This window comes from Marinobacterium ramblicola (assembly GCF_019084545.1).
GTDB classification, from domain to species: Bacteria; Pseudomonadota; Gammaproteobacteria; order Pseudomonadales; family Balneatricaceae; genus Marinobacterium_D; species Marinobacterium_D ramblicola.
In genome coordinates, this window is the sequence record NZ_JAHREP010000018.1 from 17,858 (window position 1) to 43,510 (window position 25,653).

At 61.5% G+C, this 25,653-nt stretch carries 21 protein-coding genes; 10 read left to right on the plus strand and 11 right to left on the minus strand.

What is annotated here, in order from left to right:
• The first annotated feature begins 78 nt into the window (after window positions 1-78).
• The 4 genes from KQ940_RS14440 to phoU are packed head-to-tail and all read left to right on the plus strand — an operon-like array spanning window position 79 to window position 5,749.
• Complete coding sequence (locus KQ940_RS14440) at window positions 79-2,352, plus strand: ABC transporter permease subunit (RefSeq protein WP_217414439.1); 2,274 nt, start codon at window positions 79-81, stop codon at window positions 2,350-2,352.
• 20 nt (window positions 2,353-2,372) lie between these two features.
• Complete coding sequence (gene pstA / locus KQ940_RS14445; RefSeq protein ID WP_217414440.1) at window positions 2,373-4,061, plus strand: phosphate ABC transporter permease PstA; 1,689 nt, start codon at window positions 2,373-2,375, stop codon at window positions 4,059-4,061.
• Between the two features lie 35 nt (window positions 4,062-4,096).
• On the plus strand, window positions 4,097-4,930 hold the full coding sequence (gene pstB / locus KQ940_RS14450; protein ID WP_217414441.1) for a phosphate ABC transporter ATP-binding protein PstB: 834 nt from the start codon (window positions 4,097-4,099) through the stop codon (window positions 4,928-4,930).
• 60 nt (window positions 4,931-4,990) lie between these two features.
• The gene (gene phoU, locus KQ940_RS14455; RefSeq protein ID WP_217414442.1) at window positions 4,991-5,749 is read left to right on the plus strand and encodes a phosphate signaling complex protein PhoU; all 759 of its coding nucleotides are present in this window, start codon (window positions 4,991-4,993) and stop codon (window positions 5,747-5,749) included.
• A gap of 11 nt (window positions 5,750-5,760) precedes the next feature.
• On the opposite strand, the gene KQ940_RS14460 is transcribed toward phoU, so the two are convergent.
• The 6 genes from KQ940_RS14460 to KQ940_RS14485 all read right to left on the minus strand — a co-directional run bounded on the left by KQ940_RS14460 (window position 5,761) and on the right by KQ940_RS14485 (window position 17,362).
• Complete coding sequence (locus KQ940_RS14460; protein WP_246590087.1) at window positions 5,761-6,354, minus strand: DUF1415 domain-containing protein; 594 nt, start codon at window positions 6,352-6,354, stop codon at window positions 5,761-5,763.
• 114 nt (window positions 6,355-6,468) lie between these two features.
• Window positions 6,469-7,332: a PoNe immunity protein domain-containing protein gene (locus KQ940_RS14465; protein WP_217414443.1), complete on the minus strand. Its 864-nt coding sequence runs from the start codon at window positions 7,330-7,332 to the stop codon at window positions 6,469-6,471.
• A complete protein-coding gene (locus tag KQ940_RS14470; protein WP_217414444.1) occupies window positions 7,329-10,415 on the minus strand; it encodes a hemagglutinin repeat-containing protein in 3,087 nt (1,028 codons plus the stop codon). Before KQ940_RS14470 ends, KQ940_RS14465 begins: the two co-directional genes overlap by 4 nt.
• Window positions 10,301-15,196 (minus strand): two-partner secretion domain-containing protein, encoded by a 4,896-nt coding sequence (locus tag KQ940_RS14475; protein WP_217414446.1) that lies wholly within the window; start codon window positions 15,194-15,196, stop codon window positions 10,301-10,303. The genes KQ940_RS14470 and KQ940_RS14475 overlap by 115 nt, the downstream gene beginning before the upstream one ends.
• A gap of 31 nt (window positions 15,197-15,227) precedes the next feature.
• Window positions 15,228-15,719 carry a toxin-activating lysine-acyltransferase gene (locus tag KQ940_RS14480; RefSeq protein ID WP_217414447.1) on the minus strand — a complete coding sequence of 164 codons (492 nt, stop codon included), beginning with the start codon at window positions 15,717-15,719 and terminating at the stop codon, window positions 15,228-15,230.
• Between the two features lie 2 nt (window positions 15,720-15,721).
• On the minus strand, window positions 15,722-17,362 hold the full coding sequence (locus KQ940_RS14485) for a ShlB/FhaC/HecB family hemolysin secretion/activation protein (protein ID WP_217414448.1): 1,641 nt from the start codon (window positions 17,360-17,362) through the stop codon (window positions 15,722-15,724).
• A gap of 395 nt (window positions 17,363-17,757) precedes the next feature.
• Here KQ940_RS14485 and KQ940_RS14490 point away from each other — a divergent pair, with 395 nt between their 5' ends.
• The 4 genes from KQ940_RS14490 to phoR all read left to right on the plus strand — a co-directional run bounded on the left by KQ940_RS14490 (window position 17,758) and on the right by phoR (window position 21,377).
• Window positions 17,758-18,297, plus strand: coding sequence for a chorismate--pyruvate lyase family protein (locus KQ940_RS14490; protein ID WP_217414449.1), 540 nt, complete (start codon window positions 17,758-17,760; stop codon window positions 18,295-18,297).
• Window positions 18,298-18,314: 17 nt separating this feature from the next.
• The gene (gene ubiA / locus KQ940_RS14495; protein WP_217414450.1) at window positions 18,315-19,199 is read left to right on the plus strand and encodes a 4-hydroxybenzoate octaprenyltransferase; all 885 of its coding nucleotides are present in this window, start codon (window positions 18,315-18,317) and stop codon (window positions 19,197-19,199) included.
• Window positions 19,200-19,335: 136 nt separating this feature from the next.
• Window positions 19,336-20,031 (plus strand): phosphate regulon transcriptional regulator PhoB, encoded by a 696-nt coding sequence (gene phoB, locus KQ940_RS14500; protein ID WP_217414451.1) that lies wholly within the window; start codon window positions 19,336-19,338, stop codon window positions 20,029-20,031.
• Between the two features lie 32 nt (window positions 20,032-20,063).
• Complete coding sequence (phoR, locus tag KQ940_RS14505; protein WP_217414452.1) at window positions 20,064-21,377, plus strand: phosphate regulon sensor histidine kinase PhoR; 1,314 nt, start codon at window positions 20,064-20,066, stop codon at window positions 21,375-21,377.
• Here phoR and cysZ read toward each other — a convergent pair.
• Together cysZ and KQ940_RS14515 are read right to left on the minus strand one after the other, a co-directional pair.
• Window positions 21,374-22,159: a sulfate transporter CysZ gene (cysZ, locus tag KQ940_RS14510; RefSeq protein ID WP_217414453.1), complete on the minus strand. Its 786-nt coding sequence runs from the start codon at window positions 22,157-22,159 to the stop codon at window positions 21,374-21,376. The two genes, phoR and cysZ, sit on opposite strands and share 4 nt — an antisense overlap.
• Window positions 22,160-22,168: 9 nt before the next feature.
• The gene (locus tag KQ940_RS14515; protein ID WP_217414454.1) at window positions 22,169-22,396 is read right to left on the minus strand and encodes a hypothetical protein; all 228 of its coding nucleotides are present in this window, start codon (window positions 22,394-22,396) and stop codon (window positions 22,169-22,171) included.
• 81 nt (window positions 22,397-22,477) lie between these two features.
• On the opposite strand from KQ940_RS14515, the gene KQ940_RS14520 reads away from it, so the two are divergent.
• A complete protein-coding gene (locus KQ940_RS14520; protein ID WP_217414455.1) occupies window positions 22,478-23,419 on the plus strand; it encodes an NADP-dependent oxidoreductase in 942 nt (313 codons plus the stop codon).
• 17 nt (window positions 23,420-23,436) lie between these two features.
• Here the strand turns inward: KQ940_RS14520 and KQ940_RS14525 are convergent, their stop codons facing one another.
• Genes KQ940_RS14525 through KQ940_RS14535 form a run of 3 tightly spaced genes read right to left on the minus strand, consistent with a single transcriptional unit; the run spans window position 23,437 to window position 24,800 of the window.
• Entirely contained in the window at window positions 23,437-23,904 is a 468-nt protein-coding gene (locus tag KQ940_RS14525; RefSeq protein ID WP_217414456.1) for a hypothetical protein, read from the minus strand.
• Window positions 23,905-23,922: 18 nt separating this feature from the next.
• A complete protein-coding gene (locus tag KQ940_RS14530; RefSeq protein WP_217414458.1) occupies window positions 23,923-24,192 on the minus strand; it encodes a hypothetical protein in 270 nt (89 codons plus the stop codon).
• Window positions 24,192-24,800, minus strand: a complete 609-nt coding sequence (locus KQ940_RS14535) for a YjaG family protein (RefSeq protein ID WP_217414460.1) — start codon at window positions 24,798-24,800, stop codon at window positions 24,192-24,194. Before KQ940_RS14535 ends, KQ940_RS14530 begins: the two co-directional genes overlap by 1 nt.
• A 240-nt stretch (window positions 24,801-25,040) precedes the next feature.
• Between KQ940_RS14535 and KQ940_RS14540 the strand changes: the two genes are divergently transcribed.
• Window positions 25,041-25,622, plus strand: coding sequence for an LOG family protein (locus tag KQ940_RS14540; RefSeq protein ID WP_217414461.1), 582 nt, complete (start codon window positions 25,041-25,043; stop codon window positions 25,620-25,622).
• The last annotated feature ends 31 nt before the right edge of the window (window positions 25,623-25,653 follow it).

A 25,653-nucleotide genomic window follows, 5' to 3' on the forward strand; every position in this document is an offset into this window, starting at 1 on the left:
CGTTGTAACATAACCGTCATACTATTGACTTATCGTACGCTGCAAATCACGTTCAGAGCTCTCTCAGGATCCTCAACCATGAGCATTGACCAAACCACAGCACCGCCGGATCTCGACTTCACGACGCCGGCGTCCCGCCGTCTGCGTCAGCGTCGCATGCTGCAGGACAAACTGGCCGCCGGAGGCATCGCCGTTGGCGGCGTCAGTGTCATCATCGCTGTCGTCATGATCTTCTTCTACCTGCTGTATGAGGTAGCCCCCCTGTTCCAGCCCGCCAGCGTCGAGCCCTGGCACGTCCAGGGGGCACCGGTTGCACCCTATGCAGTACCGGGCAGCCAGGCGGATACCCGCTATCTGGCGGTAGAGGAGCAGGCGGAGATCGGCTTCCGCGTCAGTGCGGATGGCGAGATGGTGTTTTTCCAGGCCGCCGACGGCACCCCGGTCGACAGCATGGTTCTGGAGCTGCCGGAGGGCGTCGAGATCAGCAGTTTTGCGCTGCTGTCGGAAGCCAGTCGCATCTTCGCCTTTGGTTTGAGCAATGGCGAGATACGCGTACTGCGCCACAGCTACAAGGCGACATACCCGGGCGGGCAACGTGTCCTTACACCGATCATCGAGTACCCGCTGGGGAAAGATGCCATCAAGCTGACCGACGGCGCTATCGACAGGCTGGCGCTTACCAGCGACGGCGATCGCTGGGGCATCGTCACCCTGAGCAACGGTCAACTGAGCTTTACCCGCATCTCGCTGACTGAAAACCTGTTTACCGGCGAGACCAGTGTCGAGCGTAGCGAGAAGCAGCTGCCGCCGCTGGGTCTGGCGCCGCGAAAACTGCTGCTGACGCCGGACCTGGCCTGGCTGATGGCCAGCGCCGCCGATGGCAAGGTCGCCGTGGTCAACCTGCGCGGCGAACCTGAGATCACCCAGCTGTTCGATGCCTCCGAAGGCCAGATCACCAGCTTCCAGCTGCTGCTCGGCGCAAACTCCCTGCTGATTGGCGATGACAAGGGCAAGCTGTCGCAGTGGTTCTTCGTCCGCAACGATGCCGGCGCCCCGGAGTTAACCCACATTCGTGATTTCGAGCACTCCAGCGATGCCATCGTCGGCATGACCACCGAACAGCGCCGCAAGGGCCTGATTACCGTGGATAGCCAGGGCGATCTGTCGCTGTACAACGCCACTGCCCGTCGCACCGCGTTCAATGAGCCGCTGTTCGACGGCCCGGTCGGTCATATCGCGATGGCACCACGTGCCGATGCACTGCTGGTGGAGCAGAACGGCAAGCTCTCCTACTGGCACGTGGAAAACGAACACCCGGAGATCTCCTGGTCGGTACTCTGGGAGAAGGTGTGGTACGAAGGCTATGACGAGCCGGCGTTCATCTGGCAATCCTCCGCGTCGAACAACGACTTCGAGCCCAAGTACAGCCTTATGCCACTGGCGTTCGGTACCCTGAAGGCGGCGTTCTACGCCATGCTGCTGGCCACACCGCTGGCAATCTGCGGCGCCATCTACACCGCCTACTTCATGGTGCCGGGCATGCGCCGCAAGGTGAAGCCGTTTATCGAGCTGATGGAAGCGCTGCCCACCGTAATCCTCGGCTTCCTCGCCGGCCTCTGGCTGGCACCGTTCATGGAAGCCAATCTGGCCGGTATCTTCGCAGCGCTGCTGGTAATCCCGGTTGCAGTGGTCGCGTTCGGCTTTACCTGGCAGAACATGCCGGACCGGATCCGTTTCCTGCTGCCGGAAGGCTGGGACGCCGCTCTGCTGATCCCGGTGGTGATTCTGGCCACCTGGTTCGCACTGGGCATTGCGATACCGCTGGAACAGTTGCTGTTCGACGGCGACCTGCGCACCTGGCTCAGCAACGAAGCCGGCATCCCCTACGACCAGCGTAACGCCCTGGTGGTCGGCATCGCCATGGGCTTCGCCGTGATCCCGACCATCTTCTCGATCACCGAGGACGCGATCTTCGCCGTGCCCAAGCACCTCAGTTACGGTTCCCTGGCCCTGGGCGCCACCCAGTGGCAGACACTGACCCGCGTCGTGCTGCCCACCGCCAGCCCCGGTATCTTCTCGGCGCTGATGATCGGTATGGGCCGCGCCGTGGGCGAGACGATGATCGTACTGATGGCTACAGGCAACACCCCGATCATGGATGTGAACATCTTCGAAGGTATGCGCACCCTGGCGGCAAACATCGCCGTGGAGATGCCGGAATCCGAGGTGGGCAGTACTCACTTCCGCATCCTGTTCCTGGCCGCGTTCGTGCTGTTCCTGTTCACCTTTGTCGTGAACACTCTGGCGGAGTCGATCCGTCAGCACCTGCGCAAGAAATACGGTTCACTTTAAGGCACCACTGAGGATTGACTATGCGTATCTCATTCAGCGAATGGACCAAGTCGGGCTCTCCCTGGGTCTGGCTCAACGCCGGTGCCGTCGCCATCTGTATCATCATGGTGGTCGGCCTGTTGGCGCTGATCGCCGTGCGCGGCCTGGGCCATTTCTGGCCCGCCGACGTGATCCAGGCGGACTACGAAGAGCGCGGCCAGAAACATACCATTATCGGTGAACTGGTCGAGCGCGAAATGGTACCGGCCCCGCAGCTTCGCGGTGCCGGCATCGAGGTGCCGGAAGGGGTCGAGGCGATGGCCCGCGACCTGATCAAGGTCGGCAACCGGGACTTTGGCAGCGCCGACTTCCTCTGGGCGATGGATCACTTCATCACCGACATCCAGCGTCCGGAGATGCTGTTCACTGCCGAGCGGCTGGAGTGGGGCAACTTCTACGGCTACCTGCGTGAAGTGAAGGAAGCGGGGCAGAGCGTCAGTCGTTATACCGGTTACGAAAAGAACCAGGAGTACCTGACGCTCTGGGCCGAGTTCCAGCAACGTATCGAGCGTGTTCTCGAGATCCGCGAACAGATTTTGGTGATCGAGAAGCAAGAGATCGGCAGCATCAACTACGAGATCGAGCGACTGCGCCTGAAAGAGCGCGGCCTGGACCTCGAACAGTCCACCGATACCGAGGCCTACGCCAGGATCGACGCACGCCGTAAGGAACTGAATGCGGAGTATGAGGGGCTGCAGCAGCGTCTGACCGACCTCTACACGCAAATCAACCGCGATACTTTTGTCGCCGAGATCGCCGATGGTCGCGAAGTGGAGATCGCCATCGCCAAGATTGTCCGCGCCTTCCTGCCCAACGATATGGGCCTGGGCGCCAAGATCATCCACTACGCCGAGAAGGTGTGGGAGTTCCTCTCCGACGAACCTCGCGAAGCCAACACCGAGGGCGGTATCTTCCCGGCGATCTTCGGTACCGTGATGATGGTGATCCTGATGTCGGTACTGGTAACGCCGTTCGGCGTCATCGCCGCCGTCTACCTGCGTGAATACGCCAAGCAGGGGTTTGTCACCCGTCTGATCCGCATCGCGGTGAACAACCTGGCCGGTGTACCATCGATCGTCTACGGCGTATTTGGCCTCGGCTTCTTCGTCTATTTCCTCGGCGGCCATATCGACGACCTGTTCTTCCCCGAAGCCAAGCCGTCACCGACCTTCGGCACCGGCGGTCTGATGTGGGCCTCGATCACCCTGGCCCTGCTCACCGTGCCGGTGGTGATCGTCGCCACCGAAGAGGGCCTGGCGCGTATCCCGCGCGCGGTGCGCGAGGGCTCCCTGGCCCTGGGTGCGACCAAGTTCGAAACCCTGTGGAAGGTGGTGCTGCCGATGGCCAGCCCGGCGATGATGACCGGTGTTATCCTCGCCATCGCCCGTGCCGCCGGTGAGGTCGCCCCGCTGATGCTGGTGGGCGTGGTCAAGCTGGCGCCGAGCCTGCCGCTGGATACCAACTACCCCTATCTGCATCTGGATCAGAAGTTCATGCACCTGGGTTTCCACATCTATGATGTAGGCTTCCAGAGCCCCAACGTCGAAGCGGCCCGTCCGCTGGTCTACGCCACGGCGCTGCTGCTGGTGGTTGTGATTGCACTGCTGAACTTCTCGGCCATCGCGATCCGCAACCACCTGCGTGAAAAGTACAAAGCGCTCGAAATGTGATGTCGGCACCGATTACTGAATAAAGGTTTTTAGAGATGACTAGCGAAATCAAAACTCACGCCATCGATATCGCCTCCATGCAGCGCGATAGCCGCACACTGCGCCTGGAAGAGGAAACGCATACCCTGCAGGTACGCGATCTCAAGCTGTTCTACGGCGAGAAAGAAGCCCTGCACGGTATCAACATGGATATCGCCAAGAACCGCGTCACCGCCTTCATCGGCCCATCCGGCTGCGGTAAATCCACCCTGCTACGCTGTTTCAACCGCATGAATGACCTGGTGGACAGCTGCCGCATTGAGGGTCAGCTGCTGCTAGACGGCGAAAACATCTACGATCGTACGGTCAATGTGGCCGATCTGCGCCGCCGCGTCGGCATGGTGTTCCAGAAGCCCAACCCCTTCCCCAAGTCGATCTACGAGAACGTGGCCTATGGCCTGCGTATCCAGGGCGTGAAGAAGAAGCGCGTGATCGACGATACCGTCGAGTGGGCGCTGCGCTCGGCGGCGCTCTGGGATGAGGTCAAGGATCGCCTGCACGAATCGGCGCTGGGTATGTCCGGTGGTCAGCAGCAGCGTCTGGTTATCGCCCGTACCGTGGCGGTAAAACCCGAGGTACTGCTGCTGGACGAGCCGGCCTCCGCACTGGACCCGATCTCCACACTGAAGATCGAGGAGCTGATCCATGAGCTCAAGCGCGACTTCACCATCGTCATCGTTACCCACAATATGCAGCAGGCAGCCCGTGTTTCCGATTACACTGCCTTCATGTACATGGGTGATCTGATCGAGTTCGGTGTCACCGACACCCTGTTTACCAACCCGGCTGAGAAGCAGACCGAAGACTATATTACTGGTCGTTACGGCTGATGGCGCCTCACTCGCCATCCCTGAACTGCCCAGCAACATTCCGTAACGGAGACAGAGACCGTGGAATTCGAAAAGGATAGTTACTCCACCCATATCTCCCAGCAATTCAACGAAGAGCTGGAGACCATTCGCACTCAGATGCTGACCATGGGTGGAATCGTCGAGCGTCAGGTTCATGACGCCATCGAAGCACTGCTGACCGGCGATAACGAGCTGGCCGAGCAGGCGCGTCGTATCGATAAGCAGACCAACGAAATGGAGCTGCTGATCGACGAGCAGTGCACCATGACCATCGCCCGCCGCCAACCGGCCGCCTCGGACCTGCGCCTGATCATCTCGATCAGCCGCGCCGTGGCCGACCTGGAGCGCATCGGCGACGAAGCCAGCCGCATCGCCCAGCAGGCGATCGAGATGGCCGAGGGTACCCGCACCCAGCACGGCTTCCACGAAGTACGCCACATCGGCAACGTGGTCCGCGACATGGTCAAGGACGTACTCACCGCCTTCGCCCGCAACGACCTTGAGATGGCCTACCGCGTGGCCAAGCAGGATCGCATCGTCGATCAGGAGTACCGCACCGCCATGCGTACCCTGGTCACCTACATGATGGAAGACGTACGTTCGATCTCCAGCATCATGAACGTGATCTGGGTACTGCGCAGCCTGGAGCGTATCGGCGATCATGCCCGCAACCTGGCCGAACACCTGATCTACCAGGTCAGCGGCACCGACGTGCGCCACAAGAGCCTGCAGACGATGAAGCAGGCGGTACGCGACGAGACCGGCAGCAGCGACGAGGACAGCGACGACGTCGAGTAATCGTCCGTCGTCTAAAGCTCCTCTTCAGGCCAGTAAGCGGCCAGGGGCGGGAACTGCGCCAGCAGTCCCGCTCTGCCCAGCTCTCGCAGCCGCTTGATGTTGCGCCCCGGTATCGACTCGGGGTCGCGATAGCTGGCCAGCGCCCGACTCATCTCATCCTGGCGGATCAGATGCAGCGTCGGATAGGGCGCCCGGTTGGTCCAGTGACTGATATCGTCCGCATCGACGCCGTCGAACAGATAGCCGGGATGAAAGGTCGCGATCTGGAACAGATCCTCGACCCCGGCCTGCTCGATCAACGCCTCCGCATCGGCGACGATATCCAGAAAATCGTCGAAATCGGCCAGCAGCCAGGGCGTGATCAGCAGCGTCGTGGACAGCTCCGCCTCCGGCGTCTCCACCAGATCCGACAGCTGCTGCAGGAAATCGCGCAGAAAATTCTCCTCGTCCCGGGCCTCGGATACCCGGTAACGAATCGTGCCGGCGCGCACCACCGGTGCGGCGAAGGGGCAGAGGTTCAGGCCCACCACCATCTTTTCGACCCAGTCACGGGTCAGGTTCTGCGCTTGTTCGATCAAGCGTTGTTCTTCGGTCATCATCTTCATGCCGCGATCCTACCGCCAAGCGCGGCAAAAGTAACCCTGGCAGGCAACAGGTCGTCATGATCGCACCCTAGCAATCAGAGTAGCGCGCCAGCTCCGTTGAGCTGGTGGTGTTTTTTATCCTCCGAATATCCGCTTTATCCAACTTTTCGTGTTCGGTTTTTCAACCTCTTCACGATATGGATGGGTAGTCGGCCCTTCGGGTCTTAGCAAGTCACCGGGATAGTGTTCATGTCCCAGGCACTGACTATCGTCCAGCCCCAGTGCTTTCACTGCCGCTACCGCTTCTATGCACCAACGCCCAAAGTAGCTACCCATCTCCAGCGGATGTTTCTCCGGGTCGCCATAGAGGTACCACCACAATTCGTTTTTACCCTTACGGGCGAGCTCGGGATACCAATGATCGACAAACTCGCGCAGCAAGTCTGCTTGTCGCTCTTTTGAAGCATCGATTGCGCTGAGCAAGCGTCCGTAGGGCTTCTTATGCAGAAGCTGGGAGCCGATCCTGCGTCCCGGTTGCCGACTGGCAATGACCCTGTCGAGCAGCACGTCTTCCCCTTCGGCGTCGATCAAGTCGAGCAGACGCTGCCATTGGTCATCGGGAATCTCCAGCGCCAACGCCAATCCCACCAACCAGAAACACCAGTTGTAGTGATTGAGATCGGACAGATTGAAGATCCAGTCCCGGCAGGTTTTGAGGTTATGGGCGGCACAAACTTCTGCGGCTAGCTTGTTGGATAGCTCCCAGGCGTCGAGCAGGCCTGGGAAGTATTGGGCTAGCTCTAAAATTGAATCGCCTCGGGAGTATCGGCGGAGGATGATGCGGCAGTACTCACTTGTAAGATTCCAAACATACTGCGGCCGATACAGAGTGTTGCCACTGGTAGATGACAACTGAATCTCAATGTCTTCAATTGTCTTAGCACTGAATTCCGTCCATTCACACCAATAGCTCTGATTGCCAATAGATGCCCTTATCATGGAGCAGCCCCTGTTAAGCTCATTGTAGAATTCAGAATGCTTGATGTATCAATCTCTTTTGCCACTCCCAATGCATCAAGTACTTGAATTTCGGTTGCACCATCAGCCCGTGTAGTAACGACCCACGTCTCAACACGATTATTATCAATAGCTTTATAAATAGCCGTAGCGTTTTTCTCACCCACCGCTTTTTCAATCCGCCCAGAGCCCAAAGTCCAACTATCGCTCCCCTGGCGACCGTCCTTCGTTCTACCCAACGACTGTGCACCGGTCTTGCTGTCGGTTCCCACGAACTTGTACTCGATCACCACGTAATCCACGTCCGCCCGATTGACCTTGTACAAGTCGTCGATGCCGGTTTCACCGACACCCGGCACACGCGCCAGCTTCTGCCCCTCTGGCACTATCCGTTTGACCGTTTCGGCACCGAACAGATCGCCCAGGATACCCTTCTGCTCTCTCGTGAGTACTCTTAAATCGAGAAGAGGCGTACCGGTTTTATCGATGATACCCCCGCTGTCAATCAATGCACTCATTGCAAGCTGGTCGATTTTACTACTGATGTTGGACGCCAGCTTCTGCTTCGCTGCACCCGCAAGATCATTGAGTTTGCCGGTCAGCACAGAGCCCACTTTCGTCGATACGCCCACGCCTGTCGCGTTGGTGGCGGCCCCGATCTCCGCCACCAGTATCTCGGCGGTCGCCTGGCCACGCAGGCGGTTGGCGGTTTCTTCATCGCCCTGCAGCTCATAGATGACGGCCTGGGTTTCGACTGCCTTGAGGGCGTCGCTTAGAGCATGGTCGCCTTGCATGCCCTTGAGCTGACTGTCGGCGAAGGCGAGGAAGGGGTTGTCGTCGCTGAGGATCTCGACCGCGCCGTCGTAGGCGGCGATCCAGGTCTCCTTGCTGGTCAGGGCATCGGCCAGGTTGACGCCCTTGTCGGCCAGGGCGGCTTTGGCATAGTCCAGCGTGCTCTGTTTGGCGGCGACCGGGTCTTTGACGGCGGCGAATCGCTCGTAGAAGTCGGTGTAGTCCCGCCGTTGATTGAGCCCTTCCGCGGCGTCGAAGCCGAAGGCGTCCAGGTCTTCGCTCTGCGGGAACAGCCGATCAGCATTGATCAGGGCGTCGTTGAAGGCCTTGTCCGTGGCGGTGAACCAGGCGCCGTTGATACCGTCCGGGTTGTTGGCGGTGGTGGTGGCCGCCAGCTCCTTCAGAAAGGCTTGGGCGGCAGCAAGGGTATCGGCGCCTATGCCGATGTTGTCGGCGGTGGCGTTCCGGTCTCTGTCGATGCCGTTCAGGGCGACTTCGGTCAGGATCGCGGTCGCCAGTTCCGTATCGGTGATGCCGAGGCGTTCGGCAAAGGCTTCAGCGCTAGCCTCGATCAAATCGATCTCGGTCGGGTGCAACTGCCGGTTGTTCAGGTCGGCGGTGCCGGCGATGAGGCCGCCGGGTGTGCCTCCGACGGTGCTGCCGATCAGTACCTTGGCCAGGTTGTTGAGGGTGGCCGAGGTGCCCAGCTGTTCCTTGAGCTGTGCCGCCACCGCTTCGTTGACGCCCGCCGCCAACGCACCCTGGGTGAAGTCGCCACCACCGAGCACGGCGGTCATGCCGCCGACCAGGGCGTGGGCGAGGGACTTGTCCAGCGGCAGTTTGGCCTGCTCCACGGCGACCCGGTCCTGCCAGAGCGCGATCAGTTCGGGATCGCCCCGGCGTTCGGCGGCGGCCAACATCGCTTCGGCGTTGTCGAGGTCGCGGTAGAGGTGACCCACCTGCAGATAGGCCTCTTCCGCGAACACCTGGGTCAGCTCGACCTGCTCCTGCACCGCGTCGACCTTGTCATCGCTGAATATCCGCTCCAGCACCCGGTGCGCTTCTTCCTTGCTGCGCTTGAGATCATCCAGTCTCTGGCCGGGGTTGCTGCGGACCTCGATGTTGCCGTCGGAGATCGCGGCGTAGGTGGTGTTGCTCGCCTCGCCGCTGTCGCTGCCGAACCCGCCGCCGAGGCCCTGGGCCAGGTTCTGCATGTTGCCGCTGAGGCTGGTGCTGATGCCGATGCTCATCGAGTCGATGTCGTACTCGGCGTGGTTGTTCAGGGCGTTGTAGGTCAGCGTCTCGGTGCTCAGGCGGTTGTTGGCCGGATCGGAGTCGCTGACGATGGCGCCGCCCTGCAGGTCGGTGTTGCCGCCGACCTGTACGTCGAACCCGCCAGCACCGGCGAACAGGCCGCTCTGCTCCTGTACCGCGATGTACTCGGACTTGGCGTCGAGCTCGCTGTAGTTGAGGCTGAGGTTGACCGGGGTGCTGGGGCCGATGCCGACGCCGACCTTGACGCCGAGGGACTGCTGCTGGTTGCTGTAGTGCTCTTCGTCTTGCTGGCTGATGATGCTGAGGTCGCCGCCGATATCGGCGAGGATGCGCTCGGCGTTGACCTGGGCGCCTTCGAGGCGGGTGTCGTTGCCGGAGGTGAGCGAGACGCTCTGTTCGGCGTTGAGCTGGGTCTCGAGGTAGCGGTCGTTGCTCTGGTTGATCTCGCCGCGGGCGAGGCTGCCCTCGACGTAGAGCTGCAGGCCGTCGCTGCCGATGGAGATGCCGATCCCGGCGCTGGAGCTCTTGCTGTCGCTGTCGTCGGTATGGGTGTTCTCGGCGCTGAGCAGGCGGATGTCGTCGGCGGCGTCGAGGTTGATGTTGCGGCCCTCGATCAGGCTGCCGACGCTGGTGATGTCGCCCGAGCCTTCGCGTGCGCTGTCGCCACGGGCTTGGATCGTGATATCGCCGTCGGCGATCAGGCTGGTGCCGAGGGCACGATCGTCGCGCAGTGTGCGGGTCTGCTCGCTGCGACTGGCGCCGAACGACAGGGAGAGGTTCATGCCGGAGCTTTGCGCGTTGCCCTCGTCATCGGTGTCGGTGTTGGCGGTCATGGGGTCGCTGAAGTCGTCGCCGAGGTATTGCAGGCTGTCAACCTGGCCCATCAGATCGCCGGCCAGTCGTCCGCTGCGCCAGGCCTGCAGGGCCTGAAGCTTGGTGTTGTCGCTCTCTTTGGCGCTCTCGGCGGCCTGCTGGATCTGCTGCACGGTGCTGACCACACCGCCGGAGATCGCCAGGGTGAAGCCGGTCTGCTCGAAGCGCTGGACCTTGTCGCGGGCCAGGTGGTCGTAACCGCTGTCGAGGCTGACGTTGTCGCCCGAGAGGCGGATATCGCCGCTGCGGGCGAGAAGGTCGGAGGCGGTGACGCTGATATCGTTGTCGACTTCGAGGCTGATCGAGCCGTCGAGGGGCCGAGGGTGGAGACGGAGAGGCCGGTCCGGCGCTCGTCGATCTGCTTCGAGTTGAGGCGGGTACCGACGAAGACGCCGAAGTCGCCGCCGCTCATCAGCCCGGATTTGGTCTTGCTGGAGAAGCTCTCGCTCAGGTGGCTGTTCTCGGCCGCCTGGATGTTGATGTCATTGCCGGACTGCAGGCTCAGGTCGTTATCGGTGATGAGGGTGGAGCCGGTAACGTTGAGATCGCGCCCGGCCGCGAGGGTGGCGTTGCCGGCCTGGAGGCTGCTGCCCTGGGCTGTGGCGCTCTCGCGGCGATACTGGTTGATCATGGTCTTGCTCGAGAGCAGACCGGACGAGGTGATGTAGTGGCTCTCGTCCTGAGATGAGGTGTTCTGACCAGCAGCGATGTTGAGGTCGCGTCCGGCCACGGCCTGCAGATCGCCGTTGAGGTCGATCTCGGCGGCACGGGTATTGATATCGCGCCCGGCCACGAGGGTGGCGCGGCCCTCGCCGCTGAGCAGGGTGCCGATGCTCTGGCTGCTCTCCTCCTTCAGGTAGTTGCGCGAGTCCCACACCAAGGCATCGCGGCGGCGGGTGTGGAGGTCGAGGAGGTTGAGGTCGTTGCCGGCGGAGAGGGTGGTGCTGCCGTTCGCGCCCTGGTTGACGACGGCGGCGCCTGTCAGGTTGAGGTCGCCTTCGGCGCGGGCGGAGAGGACGCCCTCCTCGCCGGTGACCAGCAGGGTGCCGACGCTGTCGACCGACTCCTGTTCAAATTCGTTTCCGTCGACCCGGTTCTCGGTCGCGCGGGTCAGGGTGGTGAGGTTGAGGTCGCCACCGGCACCCAGGCTGAGGGTGTGTTCGGCCTGGATCAGTCCGCCTTCGTTGTTGAGGTTACCGGCGGTGGTCAGTTGCAGCTGACGGGCAGCGATGCCGCCACGGCGGTTGGTCAGGTCGGCGGCGTCGACCAGCAGGGTTTCGGCGGCGAGGATCCGACCGCTGTTGCTCAGGCGGTTGTCGATATTGAGGTCAACGTTGTTGCCACCAAGCAGCGCACCGCTGCCGTTCAGGTCACCGGCCTGCACCAGGGCGTAGACACGGGGTACGAGTACGTTGGCGCGGGTGCCGTCGGGCAGGGAGACTGACTCTTCGACCAACCAGACGATATCGCTGGTGAGTTGCTGCATCTGCGCCTCGGTCAGGGCGATGCCGGGGCTCAGGTTGAATGTGCTACCGAAGGTGACGCCAGCGTCAAGCAGTGCGCGGTACTGCTCTTCATCGTTGCTGAAGCCGGGCAGGTAGCGCCGCCCGGTCAGTTCGGAGATCTGCTGTTGCACCAGGCGCTGTTCAATAAAGCCGTCACCGAGACGACGCTGAGTGATATCCGGGTTGGTCGTTAAACGCCCTAGGGCGTATTCGGCGTTCAGCCAGCTGCGGTAGCTGGTGAAACGCGGGTCGGTCTCGATCAGCGGTTGACTGACGTCGCCGCTGCTGGTGGTGAACAGGCCAGCGTTGGGCAGCGAAAGGTAGCCGCCGCTGCGCACGACGCCGTCGACGGAGTCACCGCCAAGCTGCACCTGCTGACCGTCTATGCCAGAGAGATTAATCAGCGTGCCCTGTGCAGCGTAGGCGGACAGGCTGGTGCCCGATCCAGTGATCGCCTGGTTCTGGTCGACGGTACCGGTGAGTGTGGACAGCGTCTGGATCTGCTGTGCAGGGGCGTAGTTGGATTTTGAACCGTATTCACGGCAGTGGTCATCCTTGCCGCAGGAGTCTACCCAGGTGAAATAGACGGTGCCGCTGTCCTGGGTGTAGCGCTGAAGGTTGATCTCGTCGTTTTGCAGCGTGCCGGCGTTGGCCACCAGGGCGCCACCGGCCAGCAGTTTGCTCTGGTCGTTGATCAGCGTGTCGGCGTCGATCTGCATATTGCCACCCGACAGAATACTGGCGGGGGCCTGGTTGGAGACCCGGTCTTCAGAGATGGAGCGGGTGTAGTTGTAGACATAGAAGTCTTCGGCATTGAACGGGGAGATGATCTTTGTGGCGCCCTTGCTGGTGTGGCCCCACTGGATCAGGCTTGAGTCATAACGGGTGGCGCTGTTTTTCGGGCGATAGTCGGTGTGGGCTTCGTTCGAGAGCAGGGTTTTGGTGACCTGATAGTCGTCGTCGACGTTCTGCAGTGTTGCCACATCGATGACGATATCGCCCAGCGCTTCGATGCTGGCACTTCGGTTGTCGAGCAGTTCAGCTTGACCTGTGGCGCGGTTGTCACTGTCCAGTTCACGGCCAATGGCCAGGTCACCGGCGCTGAAGATCAGCGAACCGTCGCTGTTGGTCAGCGTGCGCAGGCCCAGGTCGAGCCGGTCGCGTGCGGCCAGCGTGGCTGGGCTTCCGGATTCGGCGCGGTTTTGCAGTTGATCGATCTGGGTTGCCAAATGATCGCCGTAGAGCCGCCCGCTGCCGATGTTGTCAAGCAGTTGCGCCTCGATCCGCACCAGTCCGCCGTCGATCAGGCCTCGGTTCTGTAGTGCCCCGTCGATGTTCAGCAATGCGGTGGCGGCGGTGATCTCGCCCTCGGCGGCGTTGTTCAGATTAACGGCGTAGACCGACAGCTGATTGATCGCCGCCAGTGTGCCTGCGTTGGTCAGCTCTCCGGCGACATTCAGTGTCGCATCGTGGTCGGCCCGCAGCTCGCCCTCCAGGGTGTGGTCCTGCTGCAGCGTCAGACTCAGGTCGCCGCCCGATTGCAGGCTGCCGCTGCCGCTCAGGGTAAGGGCCTGCAGTTGCAGGTCGTTGCCCGCTTGGATCTTGCCGCTTGTATTGACGATGGCCAGCGTGCCGGAGCTGCTATCGTTCAGCACCGCCTTGTTCAGCGCGGTGATCCCGCCGTTGCTGTTGTCCAGTTGCTGTTCGACGCTGAGTTGCAGACTGTCGACAGCGCCGATAAAGCCGGAGCTGTTGTCGAGGGTGGCGGCTTCAAAGTCGATATCGGTTGCACGCAAACCCTGGTTATCGCCGTTGGTGTTGCGGTTGTCGACGTTGACAGCGGTAAGGGAGAGGGTGTCGGAGGCCTGCATCAGGCCGCTGCGGTTATCGAGCGTGCCGTTGACGTTTGTGTTCAGGTTCTTGGCCAGGATCTGGCCATTACCGTTGAGCAGGTCGCCGTTGTCGGTGGTCAGCGTCGCCTGGCCGACCGCCGTGATCCGCGTGCTGCCGGTATCGATATCACCACTTTGCGCTCTGATGTCGACATCGGTCGCGAGGTTGGTGGAGTTGGTCATATCGATCGCGGCGGCTTGCATCTGCAGCCTGTCGGCCGCCAGGTTCTGCCCATGGAGCGTCAGAGCCCCGGCCGCATTCAGGCTGAGCGAGCCGCTGTCGGCCAGGGACAGGTCGCCGTTGACGCCCGCAGCGAGTATGGAGTCAGATGTACCGCTGATCGAGTCGGTGGCGGTCAGGCTCAGATCCTGACCGGCGGCAATGATATCGCTATTGTCGATCTGCTCGGCAGTGATTGTCTGATCGCCGGCGGCGTAGATCGAACCGCTGTTGTCGAGAGCGCCGGTAACCTCGATCTCGGCATCGGTGGCCGCCGAGATCAGCCCGCTGTTGGTCAGCTTGCCATCTGCGGACAGGCTCAGACTGCCGGTCATGGCGCCGATCGAACCCGCGTTGCGCACACCTACGCCGTTCTCTGTGCCGACCAGCAGAATCTTGCCCGCATACATGCCGCCCAGCTGTGCGACATCCAGGGCGAATGCCGGAGCAGAGCTTCCGGGGGAGGGCGTATTGACTGTCGTTGGCTGGGCATCGCGGCCGACATCGTTGCTGCCGGTGGTCACCCGCAGTTCCTGCGCCTGGATCGAGGCGTTGACCTCGACCGCGCGGGCGATCAGTTGGGTATAGTCGGAGTCGCTGTCGTTCAGCCCGCCTGCGCCGATCGAGATCGTACCGCCCTCGACCCGGAAACCCTCGAGTCGACCGCCCTCGATCAGCGGCGTGCCGGTGGTCAACGTGGAGCGCGACGCGTTGATAAAGCCGCAGCCGCTGCAACTGATCCCCGCGGGGTTGGCGACGATCACCTCGGCACGTTGGCCGGCGACCTCGATAAAGCCGTTCAGGCGGGAGGGGTCAGCCGCGTTGACCTCGTTGAGGATGATGCCGGCTTCGCCGTGGCCAAGGTTCGGGTTGCCGTCGACGAATCCGCCGATTCTGGTGTTAACCGCCGTGCGGGCATTGTTGAGGATCACGCCCCGCTGTTCGACATCGAACCGGCTGTAGGTGTTGCGCGATACACCCGCGGCACTGGGGGTCTGGATATCGACCCGCGTGGTGCCGTTGGCGGAGGTGCCCAGCGTGGGCCTCTGGGATGCAGGCGCCGTGCTGTCGACGATGATCTCGGCCACCGCCCGATCGATCAGTGCGAACGGGGCTCCCAGTGCCAGCAATATCCACAGCGTCAGTGGCTTGGCGAGGATCGGCGGTCCGACCTTGATCGATCGCCCCCTCCCGGTGCGGCACTTGGTCCGCGAACGTGTGGACTCGGCAACGACGACCAACATACCGCGTGCCTTGCTGAAGATGATGCGAAACAGGTGCTTGTTCATTGTCTTCCCTGACAATTCAGTCGGTGAGGGTCTATACCAAAGGTCGTTGGGAGAAATACTCTCGGGCTCGCTCCCTGGTGATCTCTCGCCCGGTGATCTGATACATCGATACCGAGCCATCGCGCTTGGGCCTGCTCAGCACCCTTGCCAGCAGCCTGGGGAAGAGCACAGAGCGTATATACTCCGAAATCCGGAACGAGTGGCCGAACGGTGCTATCCAGTCGATGAACCACTGCCGGTCGCCACTGTGCCAGTCCTCATCGGCCATCATCCGCTGCGGATCATCCAGATATTCGCGTTCGGATTCGGCGCTGAAGTAGGCCCAGCTGGTGAAGAACACCGGCTTGCCATTCTCGGTGGCCAGTATGAACTGTCCATGTTTGATTGCGGGCAGCAGTAGACCGGACAGTTGACCGACACTGACCTCCTGATGCCGTTGCGAGTGCATCCACAACCAAATGGCCGAGCCCAGCGCTTCGGCCTCGCTATAGGGCATGCCGTTGGCCGGCGACAGATAAACCATCTCTAGATCTCCCAGTTCAGGCTGAAACCATAGGTATGGCGATCCGTTTCGAAACCCTCCGGTTTGGAGACAGGTCTGCCCGCGAACAGGCGGTAGCTCAGACCTTTCCAGTTACCCTTGAGCCCCAGCACGGTGCCGGTCAAGGATTGACCAGGAAGGAACTCGCTGCCCTCGCCGGAGACCCTGCCGTAATCGAGGCCGACATAGAGTTCCTGATGGCTGCCGGGGATCAGCCAGGCCAGGTCGTTGCGGATATACCAGCCGCGGTCGGCTGCCAGCGATACCTGGCCGTCAAACCCTCGAACCGTGTAACGACCACCGATAGTGAACTGTTCCTGCGGGGTCAGTGGGGTATCGGTCCACTGACCACTGAGAGTGCTGCTCCAGCGCAAACGCTGCTCGCCTAGCTGGAAGGGAGCGGACAGCGACAGGTCCAGCATCAGGATGCTGGATAGCGCCGTGGCGTCGCCGGTGGACTCTTCGGGCGCCGGGTCGGCACCGAAGGCCCGGATCCCCTTGCGGTAGCTGATGGAACTGTTGAGTGTGGCGCTATTCAGAAAATAGCGATTGCTCAATGCCAGCTCCCAGTAGGCGGTTTCGCGGCGCTGCAGTTCGACCTCGACATCTTCGATATAGTTGCGTGACTTGCGGTGGGCAAACGCCAGTGAAAGCGAGGTCTTCGAGTGGGAAGAGCGTTGGATCGCACGACCTAGATCGAGTCTCTGCGTACTGCTCTCGCCGCTGTACTCGACGTTTCGACTGGATCCGGCGATGGTCTGATGGTAGTCGTATCCGCTGGCGGTAAACCCCAGGTTCCAGTAACCGAGAGGCAGCGAGTAGTGCCCGGTGTAGCTGTCGGTGCCCAGCGCGGAGCCCCGCTGAAGGTCGCTGCCGTAAGAGAGGTAGAACAGATCGCTCAGGCCCAGCGCGTTGTCGAGATACAGCGTGGCCGTGCCCTGATTGCGACCGGTTGCCCGGGAGCCGGCATCGTTGGCGGCCAGGGCCAGACGCCACTTTTTGCTCTGCTGCCAGTCGACGGCGATGTCGCTTTCGCCGGGCTGCTCTGCAGGCAGGATCTTGAACCCGGCCGTAACGGTCGGCAATCGTTGCAGGTTCTCCAGCCCCTGTTCGATATCCCTCAGGTTGAGAGTCTCACCCTCCACGGCTGGTATCGCACTTCGCAGGCTGACCTCGTCGGACGCCGGAGAGGTCAGCGCGCGCAACACGCCCGGTACCACGACCAGTTCCAGCCTGCCCGAGGCGACGTCCTGCGGCGGCGCCAGTACTCGGGTCGTAACCAGCCCCTGCGCCACCCACAGGTTCTGCAGACGAGACATTATCAGCTGTATCCCCTGGACGCCCAGGCAGTGTCCCCTTGCGTCGGTCATGATCGACCTCGCCTGGCGTTGCGACGGCAGGGCCTCGCCGCCAATCAGCTCGACGGAGTCGATGACAAAACAGGGGCTTTCTTCGGGGAAAGACTCGGCCAACGGCTCCAGCCTGGGCTGAAGACGCACATCCGGCACGTCGGGTTGCAGCGTTTGCTCCAGCTGTTGCTGGCGCAACAACTGCCGCTGAAGTTCTTTGTCACCGGGATCGGTGGCGGCGATTGCAGAATCAGAAAACAGGGTCGTCAGTGCCATCAAGATGGCCAAGCACACGACAGGACCCGAAAGTCCGAATCCGTTGGACTTCATATCCATTGAGGTACCACATCCATGTTCTGTACTAGAGACACTATCTAATAGGTCGTCGACACTTTAGATAATATTCCGGTCGCAAGTCTGCTGTGAAGTTTAATCGAAATCAATAGCAGCCTAAAAAAGAAGGATATTCTGACAAGCCGGTAGAGATGTTCTATTCCCTATTAACAGCGTGGCCGTATTCATGAACCGCTCAAGCACTACCTTTTATACAGGGATATCGCCACCAGCTCAGGCTGTCAAAAGCAACCTGCCCGCCAGCCCATACGGATGGTAAACTATGCCCCCTTCTGCCGACCCTGTCGTGCGTACACATCACCAATAGCGGAAACACTGTGATCACCGATACACCGCAGCCCAGGCCGGAACAGACGCTGCACTGGCGTACACTGGAACACCCGATCCAGGCCCCCCGCCATCTGCGCCGCTGGTTGACCGACGAAGGATCGCTGACGCGACTGCTGAAACGCGCCAGTCGCGGCCGCTTCTCGGTTCGGGTACTGCGCCAGGAGTATGGCCGTCCCGGTGCCGGCGAAACGGTGGCGCTGGGTCTGAATCCTCGCCAGTCCGTGTTGATCCGCGAGGTGCTGCTCTGCGGCGCCGGTGAACCTTGGGTCTATGCCCGTACCGTGATCCCGGCGACCACCCTGCGCGGCCGTCACCGCACGCTGAAACTGATCGGTTCCCGCTCACTCGGTTCGCTGCTGTTCAACGACCCGGGCATGCGCCGCGATCCGCTGCAGATAGCGCGTGTGGACAACGCCCGGGGCGAGCGGCTGTGGGCCCGGCGTTCGATCTTCCATCTCGACGATAAACCCCTGCTGGTATGCGAGGTTTTTCTACCTGCCCTTGAGGGCATACAATACCCGGCCTGAGACTCAGGGGGGATAGCATGGCGATGTCGATGACCAACAGCCCGAAAAGCGACAAGTTAACCGCGTATATCCAGCTGATGCGCGCCGACCGTCCTATCGGTACCTACCTGCTGCTCTGGCCCACGCTCTGGGCGCTGTGGATAGCGGCCGAAGGGGTGCCGCCGCTGCATCTGCTGCTGATCTTCACGCTCGGCGTGTTTCTGACCCGCTCCGCCGGCTGCGTGATCAACGACTACGCCGATCGCCATCTGGATGGCCACGTCAAGCGCACCCGGGAGCGCCCGCTGCCCACCGGCCGCGTCACCGAACGCGAAGCGCTGCTGCTGTTCGCCGGCTTGATGCTGCTCGCCTTTGTCCTGGTGCTGTTCACCAACGGCATGACCATCCTGATGTCGTTCGGCGGACTGGCGCTGGCGTTCACCTATCCGTTTATGAAACGCCATACCCACCTGCCTCAGGTGGTGCTCGGCGCCGCGTTCGGTTGGGCGATCCCGATGGCCTTCACCGCCGTGCAGGAGCAGTTGCCGGTGCTGGCCTGGCTGATCTTCATGGCCAAGATGTTCTGGACCGTGGCCTACGACTCGATGTACGCCATGGTCGACCGTGACGACGATCTCAAGATCGGCATTAAATCTACGGCTGTACTGTTCGGCCACCACGACCGGCTGATCATCGCCCTGCTGCAGATCTGTGCCCTGCTGCTGCTGATCGCCGTCGGCCTGCTGGCCAATCTCGGACTCTACTTCCATCTCGGTCTGGCGGGCGCTGCAGTACTCTTCGTCTATCAGCAGTGGCTGATCCGTGAGCGTGAGCGGATGCCCTGCCTGAAAGCCTTCCTGAACAACCACTGGGCAGAGCTACTGGTCCTGCTCGGCATCGTCGCCGACTACGCGCTGGGCTGATTCGGATCCGGAACGCAAATCCCGCGCCTAGAATGCGGTATTTGCCGCGCCGCGTCGCAGCTGTCATATTTATGTAACCTAAACGTCTTGTAATAGTCGCGGTTGATAACAGCAAAGAAATCAGAGGCAGAGACAGATGTCTGCATCAAAACGCGTGTTGATCGTTGACGACGAAGCGCCGATCCGGGAGATGATTGCGGTGGCGCTTGAGATGGCCGGTTACGAGTGCATGGAAGCGGAGAACGCCCAAGCGGCGCACGCACTGATCCTGGATCATAAACCGGACATGGTGCTGCTGGACTGGATGATGCCCGGCACCAGCGGTATCGAGTTTGCCCGTCGCCTGCGCAAGGATGAGGTCACCGCCGATGTACCGGTGATCATGCTCACCGCCAAGGCGGACGAGGACAACAAGATCAAGGGCCTGGAAGCGGGTGTCGACGACTATATCATCAAGCCGTTCTCGCCGCGGGAGCTGGTAGCACGGCTGAAAGCGGTACTGCGCCGTGCCACGCCCAAGGGTGTCGAGGAGCCGGTCACCGTCGATGGCCTGACCCTGGATCCGGTCTCCCACCGCGTCACCGCCGATGGCCATCCGGTGGAGCTGGGGCCGACAGAATTTCGCCTGCTGCAGTTTTTCATGACCCACCAGGATCGTGCATACTCTCGCAGCCAGCTGCTCGATATGGTGTGGGGCGGCAATGTCTACGTGGAGGAGCGTACCGTCGATGTCCATATCCGCCGCCTGCGCAAAGCGCTCGGTGAACGCCACGACTACCTGGTGCAAACCGTGCGTGGTACCGGCTATCGCTTTTCCTCCCAGGTCGCCTGACCAACCGCTCGCGGCTACCGTAAAGAGATAGTATGCGACGTTCGCGCTACTCCATGACCTACGCCCTGCTGGCTTATGCCGGCATCGGCCTGCTGCTCGGCTTGCTGTTTGCCTACCCGGGTTGGGGCGTGGCGGCCGGTATCGCTATCTGGGCCTACCAGCAGATCCGCCAGTACAACCTGTTGATGACCTGGTTGCAGCGCGAGGATCAGAGCGAGCCGCCGGAGAGCCAGGGCGCCTGGGGTGAGCTGCTGGACGAACTGGCGCGCCACCAGAAGCATGCCCAGACCCGCGAGCAGCAGCTAAAATCGATCATCGCCCGCTTCCAGCAATCCACCGCCGCGCTGGACGACGCCATCATCATCGTCGATAGCCACAACAGCCTCGAGTGGTGGAACAGTACCGCCAACCACCTGCTCGGCCTGCAGCCGGGCGATCGCGGCAAACCGCTGCTGAACCTGATCCGCGATCCCCGCTTCGTACGCTACTACCGCAAGAGCAACTACCAAGAGCCGCTGCAGCTGCTCTCACCGGTCAATCCCGACATCCACCTGCAGTACCAGATCAGCCGCTTCGGCGAGGACGACCGGGTGCTGGTCGCCCGCGACATCACCCGTCTGGTCAAACTGGAGCAGACCCGCCAGGATTTCGTCGCCAACGCCTCCCACGAGCTGCGTACACCGCTGACCGTGATCCGTGGCTATCTGGAAACCTTTCTCGACCAGGAGCTGCCGCGCTCGCTGCAGCGTGCACTGTCGCAGATGCAGCAGCAGGCCAAGCGGATGGAGAGCCTGGTGGCGGACCTGTTGCTGCTGTCCCGGCTGGAGTCGACCCAGCATATCAGCGATGAGCAACCGATCCGTATTCAAGCGCTGATCGCGCAGATCACCCAGGATGCCCGTGATCTGTCCGCCGATCGCGGCCACCAGTTTCACCTTGACGTCGATACGATGTACGACCTGGTGGGCCAGGAGCTGGAGCTGCAGAGCGCCTTCTCCAACCTGGTGTTCAACGCGGTGCGGTACACACCAGGGTCCGGCGAGATCGAGATCAGCTGGAAAGTGGATGGCCGGGGCGGCCACTTCGCGGTGCGTGACAACGGTATCGGCATAGATCCGGCGCACATCCCGCGCCTGACCGAACGCTTCTACCGCGTCGACGAGAGCCGCTCATCCGCCAGCGGCGGTACCGGTCTCGGCCTGGCGATCGTCAAGCACGTGCTGATGCGCCACGGCGCCCAGCTCACCATCGAGAGTCGCAGCGGCAAGGGCAGCACCTTCAGCTGCCACTTCCCGCCGGATATGCTGCGCCGCCTGGAGCAGCAGGACTGCGCCGCCGAGGCCTAACGGCGAACGACCCCAGCGGAATTGATCACGCGCTCGGTACCATTATCACCGGCGTACTCCTCGACCCAGTAGATCGTGGCACCGACCACGGCCGCCGGCATGATGATCAGATTGAACAGCGGCACCAGCATGCCGAACTGCACCAGCGAGCCAAACCCCACCGCGGTAAAGCGGTGCGACTTCAGCAGGCCCTTCATATCGGCAAAACTGACCTTGTTGTTGTCCATCGGATAGTCGCAGTATTGGATCGCCATCATCCAGGCGCCGAACAGGAACCAGATCACCGGCATCGCCAGGTTGACCAGCGGGATAAAACTCAGGATCAACAGAAACAGCACCCGCGGCAGATAGTAGAGCAGTTTCGCCACTTCGCGATGCAGCGTCCGGGGAATCATCTTCACTACCTCGCCCCAGCCTTCGTTACCCAGAGGGTCGCCACGCAGCTGACGCTCCACTTTTTCCGCCAGGAAGCCATTGAACGGCGCGGCGATGAAGTTGGCGACGATGGAGAAACCGTAATAGACCACCACCAGCACCAGCAGCGCAAACAGCGGCCAGAGCAGGTAGCGCAGGAACTCCAACCACTGCCAGTCCGGCAGCCAGGCCTGCATCAGGTAGTCGATCCAGCTGCCGAACTGGCTCGCCAGCAGCCAGATCGCGCCACCAAACAGCAGGATATTGATCAGCAGCGGCACCAGGACAAAACTGCGGATGCCCGGCTGCGGCAACATCGCCAGTCCACGCAAAAAATAACCTGAGCCCCTGACCGGGTTACCCTTCATAACACCTCCCTATGCCATAAAATAGAAAACGAAGCGGATCACCACGGCGATCAGCATCAACGACAGCCCGATACGGTTGATTCTGAACTCCAGCGGTGTAAAGCTGATCAGCGGTTGCCAGAACCTCAGCACTGCTTGCCAGTCCTGGGTGCGTTTGACATAGAGTCCCAGTGAGGTCAGAAATACCAGCAACCCGCCCCAGAACAGAAATGGCTCGATAATGGCCAGATAGATCATCGGAATCCTTCTCGCGATTTAGATAGACACCTGCCGGGCACACCCTCTGTACGCCCGGTAATTCAGTTGACGGAGAGTAACATGAAAGCGATTCGACTCCATGCCTTTGGCGGTCCGGAAAACCTCAGCCTCGATGAGGTCGACACTCCTGTACCGGCACCTGGCGAGGTGCTGATCCGCAACCGGGCCGCAGGCGTCAACCCGATCGATTGGAAGACCTGCTCCGGCGGCGGTGCCAGCGCCTTTATCGGCGAGCTGCCCTACATTCCGGGCTGGGAGTGCGCCGGCACGGTGGAGGCGCTGGGTGAAGGCGTCAGCGAGTTCAGCGTCGGCGATGAGGTGTTCGGCTTTCTGCGCTTTCCCGAAGCGGCCGGCTGCTATGCCGAGTGTGTCTGTGCCCCGGTCAATCAGATCGCCAAGCGGCCCGATTCTCTTGACGTAAATGCGGCGGCGGGGCTGGGATTGGCCGGGCTGACCGCCTGGCAGGCACTGCACAGCAAGGCCGGTGTTCAGGCCGGACAGCGGGTGCTGGTACTGGCCGCGGCGGGCGGAGTAGGCCACTTGGCGGTACAGCTGGCGAAGGCGGCCGGTGCCTATGTGATCGGCACCGCCTCTGCCGCCAACCAGGCCTTTATCGCATCCTTGGGCTGTGACGAGTGTATCGACTACACCAACACCAATCTATCGGTCAGTCTGCGTGATGTGGATATCATTATCGATGGCGTGGGCGGTGCCACGGCGATAGAGGCGTTGGGTTGCCTTAAGCCCGGCGGCGTAATAGTGACCCTGCCCTCGGTCACGGCGGCTGAGGTCGCTGAGGCGGGCGAGCGGGGCGGTTATCGCGTCTTGGGTATACGGGTCGAACCCAACGGCATGGAGCTCGCCGAGCTCGCGTCCCTGTGCGCTGCCGGTCAATTGAAACTGAGCCTGGCTGACACGCTGCCCCTGGCCGAAGCCGGGCGGGCACACCAGCTCAGCGCCAGCGGCCATCAACGTGGCAAGTTGGTGCTGAGTATCGGCTAAGCGCTTTCGCTCAAGCCCTATTGCCCGGCAGACAGACTGCCGGGCGCAGCCGCCGCGTCGGAGGAGCAGAACAGCTGCTGCTGCCGCATCAACAGGCGGCAACCTTCACCGCGAATGTCCCGCCCCCAGCAGCTTTGCCGCGCCCAGTTCTTATCCTCTTCAGTGAGCTCCTCGTTGAACGCCGGCACCTCCTGGCAAAATGCGGGAGCAACGCTGGCGTTGTCGAGGCACGCCTTGAGAAACTGACCGTAGCGCACCGTGCATTCGAAGCCGGTGCACTGGGTGTCAAAGTCGGTCAGTGCCTTGTCCAGACAGGCCTGCTGATCGTGATTGCGCCCATACTCGATACCGGCCGCGTGGAAACGCCGCACCTCTTCCGCCCGCTGCCGGTTGAAATCCTCGACAAACCGATCCCGGTTCAGCCATAGATAACCACCACCCAACACAGCCAGCGCCAGCAAGGCCAACAGGACCTTTTTCAACATAGGGAAACTCCGAACAGATCAGGTGCGGCCGCGGTAGAGTCCGGCCAGACAGAACAGCAGTCCCAATACGGACAGCAACATGCCGCCGTTGACCAGTACCGGATGACGCTGCATGAACGGAACGAACGGCAGCGCACCGGTCTCGGCGCTGTCGATGCAGAGGCGCTTGAGGTAGTTCCAGGCACCACCGGCATCAAGACAGGCGTCCACGTCCGCCTGCTCCATCATATAGCCCGCCATCAGCCCCAGCGGCGGCAGAATCAGCAGTAACAGGCCCAGTCGCAGCATCAGGTGTCGTCACCGCTGATACCGATATTGCTGACCCCTTCATTCTCGGCCAGCGTGCGCAGATCACGGATAAAGGCGGCGTCGGGCTTGGCCTGGGCATGCAGGCGCTCCAGCAGCTCCTCGCGGAAGGCATCCTCATCCAGCATCAGGTCGTGAGTATTGATAAAACGCACCAGCTCCTCGTCGGACATCTGGTCGTTGGCGGCGGTGACTTCGATGAAGTTGGCCACGCACTCATGGGACAGGTTGGCCACGCCTGCAGCCTCGGCAGCATCCCCCTCGAGCAGACAGGTCAGGGTCGAATACAGCGCCACGACCGCGTCGTAGGCCGGCATCGCCCCGTACATATCGAACTCATCCAGGTTCGGGATATTGGCCTCGACGTTATCCAGCTGCACCTCGGCGTTGATCTTGGCGCCGCTGCCGGCCAGCTGGTTCCAGACCCCATCGAGAATCCCACGCAGTTGCTGGTGGTCGCCAAAGCCGACCAACCGCGAGAACAACTGATAGTTGGGAAACATCCGTTCGCTCAGGGCGGCACTGAAAGCAACCAGTTGCCAGCTTTGCAGGCCCTCCAGCTGTTTGTCCAACTGTATCAGTTCCGTCATTCACTCTCTCCGCCGGATTCGTTACGTCTAGCTGGCTATTGTACGTGCTGATTCGCTACAGCTGTAGGGGCAAGCATCCCGGACAGCCCAATCAGCTCAAAATATCGGTCATATGTTTCGGTTATCTTTACATCCCGTGCCTTGCAAGCCCTCAGCGGCGGCAGCAACGCGATGACATGATAGTATGGGCTAAGGCCGAAAATAGGGTCCCAACCCCAAGACCAATCCGACAGGTGAATAATGGCTACTACCCTCTGTGTATTCTGTGGCTCCAGTGAGGGCACCCAACCCGCTTACCGCGACCAGGCCTATGCACTGGGCCAAGCACTGGTCGCCCAAAACAGCGCGTTGGTCTATGGCGGCGGCTCGATAGGGTTGATGGGCGCAGTTGCCGATGGCGTCATGGACAGTGGCGGCAAGGCTACCGGCGTTATCCCTGAAAGCCTGTTCAGGGCCGAGGTTGCCCACCAGGGTTTGACCTCACTGGAGGTGGTGCCCGACATGCATGCGCGCAAGGCCAGGATGGCGGAACTGGCCGATGCCTTTATCGCGCTGCCCGGCGGTATCGGCACCTTCGAGGAGCTGTTCGAGGTCTGGACCTGGGCGCAGCTTGACTACCACGACAAGCCGATCGGCCTGCTCAACGTGGATGGCTTCTACGATCCGCTACTGAGATTTATCGAACACACCGCCGAGCAGGGCTTTATCCGCGCCCGCTGTCGCGAACTGCTCTGGGTCGAGTCGGATATCGCCGCGTTGCTGGAACGCATCAACGCGGGCATCGCCTTGGGCTCGGTCAAGTGGACGCCGGAAAAGATCTGAGCTTACGCTCCCCTGCTGGCAATCAACGGCC